This window comes from Geobacillus sp. WSUCF-018B (genome assembly GCF_002809985.1).
Classification (GTDB): Bacteria; Bacillota; Bacilli; order Bacillales; family Anoxybacillaceae; genus Geobacillus; species Geobacillus thermophilus.
The window spans coordinates 1-3,961 of sequence record NZ_PIJF01000093.1 but is presented as its reverse complement, the minus strand read 5'-3'; the positions used below and the strand labels follow the sequence as shown (position 1 = coordinate 3,961).

Below are 3,961 nucleotides of genomic sequence, written 5' to 3'. Positions count from 1 at the left end.
TTTTCCGATTGTTCGATTCTGTTTTCCTTCATAACAAGTCATTTTGATAGAATGCGGTGGGCGCTCTACTGGATGTAAAACAAAGTTTCAACTTATATATATCAAAATACCGGAAAGATTATTTTATGGAATGACTCGGGATTTATCAAGTCAAGAATCTGGAACGATTAAGGTGAAGATTAAGGTAGACCAGAATGATGAGTATGATAAGCTTTTTCTTGAAACGAAAATCATTGAACAGATGAACGCACATTCGGCTTATCGCAATAAAAATTACCGCGTTGTTAATGTTCTTTCTCAAAACTCTGTTAAATCAATACCTTTGCAAATAGTGGATACATTTATGGGGATGGTTATATTTTTGTTAGAACAAAATTATCTTGAATCGTCCAATACTGCCAAGATAAAAAGTGATTTAATATACCGGTTCCTTATTGAAGGAAATAACTTAATGAAGTTTCAACAGCAAATCAAACTATATAAATGGACGGGACACGAAGAACTCACCTTTGTCAATATCAGCGACTATGTATCACCTTTTATGGCTTATAAAGCAGCATATGATTCACAAGAAATAATACGAATTCAAAAGATCATGGTTGAGAATCCAGCGATGCCTCTAAAAGAGCTTAGACTCAAGACAGGCTATCCGAATACCATGAAGAACACACTGATCGGATACAAGGATCAGATTGAAGGGCGGGGTAGGAATTATTCTATTTTATGATTCTCTTAGTTAGTTTTTTTTATCAATAAATATGAATCTTTGACACACAAAGAAAAGAAGGAGTTTTCCCATCATGGACGTTCGAATTCGGGCCATTTATGAAACCCGAGTTCGGCAGTCATGGCCGGCTGCATCTGTAAAATAGATCTGGAAAGGAGCGCCCGATGAGGATACGCAAATGTGCTAGAGCAGTGATCATCAATGAGCGAAACGAAATTCTTCTTCAGCAATTTGAATTTCGGGATGTAGTAGGGAACAAAGTGTTATGGGTTACTCCAGGAGGGGGCATTGAAGAAAACGAGACCCCAGCTGAAGCTTTAAAAAGGGAATTATACGAAGAACTAGGCATAGTGGTTGATCTTCTCGGTGGCCCCATATTCCAACTGGATGTATGGATTGAAGGAAAACAAGGTTCTTTTATTAGCCGGGAAATTTATTATCACGTTACGATCCAATCCGATACGGTGTTGTCTATCGAACATATAACAAAGAACGAAAAAGACACACTGAAAGGACTCAAATGGTGGAGCAAAGACGAATTGCAGAAAATCGACAACTTTGTGCCGCGTGAAATATTGAACTACATATAGTTTTCTGCTTTTCACTGCGCTGCGGTTGCAGCGAGTCGAGGGGGGAGTAGAGGGAATCGTGACGTTCCTTTCTCTACCCGTGGTGCTAGATAAACTTGATCAAGCATAAAAATAGCCCTTGCCTGCGGATCTCCTTAAAATGAAAGTGCGACCAAACATTGAAAAGGAGAATCCCCATGCAAGAGCACTTTCATTTTACTACAGATCGGGCCAAGATTCAAAAGCAATATGCCGCCATTTTCTTTTTTGTTTCTGCCCAACTTTCATGCATTCAGGTGCATCTTCAYCGTCGAAATCGCCATTTTAACACACATTGAGAAAGAAACAGTAAGGTAAAAAAGAATTGATACTTCTGCCACAAAAGGAATCAAAAAGAGACATCATTCTTAATATTTTCATTCTTCTGATGGTGCTGTGTAGATGCGGCATGGTTGTCTCTCATGGAAGAACGAATGAACTTCCATCATCTGTAGTGCCGCGAAATGCAGCATGGGTGGCTATGATTCAAAAAGTTATTATCAACAAAAAGGTGGGGGTAATAGTGTTAGACAAGAAAAAAGTAGGAAATATATTAGGTGTCACGTCTTTGTTTCCTGTAATCATAAGTATCATTATTTTCTATGTTGAAAGAGGTCCAGATGCTGATGTTTATTTCGTGATCACAATTTATGGCATCTTATCAATTATTGGTATTTTATTCGCTGTGTTCTCGTGGTTGATGACGAAACGTTTCTTTCTGCCAATTATCAGCTTGATAGGAAATGGAGCGGTTTTGGCCATTGCTTTTCTTTTGCTATTGGCAATGGGGATTAGTGAACCATAAAAAAATATTCTTATTCAAAGATTCTGCCCGTAGTTGCAATCTTTCTTTTTCTCCTGTAAATACACAAAAGTAGGTGGCATATAAAAATGGAAATGAGTAAGTTTATACTTCTTGGCGATATATTGATTATGAAAGTAAAGATTGATGGCGTTGATTATACATTTAGCATTAGGTGGAAAGCACCGTAGAAACCTTATGATGAAACTTGGGAACTTGTATCATATGCGAAAAATTCGACTGGTGAAAAAGATTTAAGTGAAGAACAAATTAAGAAGTTTATGGATACAGTTAATCCTAAAATGAATTGGAATATAGCAGATTTTCAAAAGTAAACTTCTTGAACTAACGGGTGTAATGAAAAATGCTCATCTACAGTGAAATGGTTGTAGTTTTGAAAGGGTTTATTTTACACGAAGGAAAAGTATTAATTGTACAACGCGCTAATGATGACGAAGTGGGCGGCGGAACGTGGGAGTTAGTCGGAGGGCAAATACACTTTGGAGAAGATTTAGAAGCGGCGCTGTTGCGAGAAATCCAAGAAGAAGTTGGATTGGATGTGACGGTGGAGCGGATTTTATATGCGACGACGTTTCAAACGCACGCAACGCGGCAAGTCGTCATTCTTACATACTTATGCAAAAGCGATCATCATGAAGTTGTTCTTTCGGAAGAGCATATCGATTATTGCTGGTCGACTAAAGAGAGAGTGCGTGAACTGCTGCCTCCGGCCATTCTTCACGACTTTGAAAGAAATGACGTGTTTTCGTTGGAAGAATGGGTATAGAGTAGAGATGGAAGATAGCTAAATGAGTTCAGTTCATGCCGAGTAAGATCCGCGGACCGCGCTATCCAAACAAGATGGTTTGACGGATTGATAAAAGATCAGGTGCTTTTTATCGGGTCACAATCTCAACTTCCAACACACAAACCATATCTACCAATTGCTTAATAAAATATTAATCGGGAGCTGATTCAGATGAGGGCATCACAGGAATTTATAAAGAAATTAGAAGAATTGTATCAAATCTATGAGAATGAGGTAAAAGAAAAATGGAAAGAAGGTCTGTTAGCTGATGACACGGCAAAAACATATCTGTGTCATTCGAGAAACTTTGTAAAATGGTGCCGAAATGAATTTGTTCCAGGTGGAAGAAACGAAAAGAAATAGTTGCAGTCACCATTGAAGTTGAAAAAGATTTCATTGCATCTGATGATGAACAATTTGATGAATATGTAAAATGGGAAGCTTCAGTTAATACAAGCTAAATTAGTATCTGCATATATCTCTATAAAATTTAGGTGAATCGTAATCTGATGTTAGATAACGAATATACGTTTCTGTAATATCGTTGAGCTGTACAGAGTAACCATGTTGAATTTAAGAAGTTCTCCAAACCGCGGAAAGGACTCATTATCGGGATTAAACTTGAGCAACTGTTATCCAGCCTGATTCTGCCTGCTGCCTGGCTGAGCTACCGAATCGAACCCTAGGAAACAGATCGGGAGAAAGAGTGGCAAGCCATTCTGGAGCATAAGGAATAAAGCGGCGTGATGAGACAGTACTTACACTTTACTGTCTCTTTTTTGTTTTGTGATTTATTTCCATTCATTAATTAAAGTGGGGAAGGTATTATTACGAATATTTTAATTTATATAGACAACAAGAACATTTGTTCTTATAATATATTTTAAATAAAAGTGCCGTTTATTCCGGGACGGGGCGATGCGACGCAAGAACAAACTGACGTCCAGAGCTTTTCCGTACTGGAGCCGTTTGCCGACGGATTCCGCAACTATCAAAAGAAAGAGTACAGCGTCGGT

General features: G+C 38.2%; 5 protein-coding genes and 1 pseudogene. All 6 read left to right on the top strand.

Annotated elements, in window-relative coordinates:
- The first annotated feature begins 130 nt into the window (after positions 1-130).
- Positions 131-727: a hypothetical protein gene (locus CV944_RS16355; RefSeq protein WP_230847148.1), complete on the top strand. Its 597-nt coding sequence runs from the start codon at positions 131-133 to the stop codon at positions 725-727.
- A 164-nt stretch (positions 728-891) separates the two neighbouring features.
- On the top strand, positions 892-1,317 hold the full coding sequence (locus tag CV944_RS16350; RefSeq protein WP_100664542.1) for an NUDIX hydrolase: 426 nt from the start codon (positions 892-894) through the stop codon (positions 1,315-1,317).
- Positions 1,318-1,493: 176 nt separating this feature from the next.
- Positions 1,494-1,619, top strand: a pseudogene (locus CV944_RS16345) (IS982 family transposase); the annotation flags it as partial.
- Positions 1,620-1,816: 197 nt separating this feature from the next.
- Positions 1,817-2,140 (top strand): hypothetical protein, encoded by a 324-nt coding sequence (locus tag CV944_RS16340; protein ID WP_216367745.1) that lies wholly within the window; start codon positions 1,817-1,819, stop codon positions 2,138-2,140.
- A 361-nt stretch (positions 2,141-2,501) separates the two neighbouring features.
- Positions 2,502-2,924, top strand: a complete 423-nt coding sequence (locus CV944_RS16330) for an NUDIX hydrolase (RefSeq protein ID WP_020755373.1) — start codon at positions 2,502-2,504, stop codon at positions 2,922-2,924.
- A gap of 192 nt (positions 2,925-3,116) precedes the next feature.
- The gene (locus CV944_RS16325) at positions 3,117-3,308 is read left to right on the top strand and encodes a hypothetical protein (RefSeq protein ID WP_020755372.1); all 192 of its coding nucleotides are present in this window, start codon (positions 3,117-3,119) and stop codon (positions 3,306-3,308) included.
- Positions 3,309-3,961: the final 653 nt, after the last annotated feature.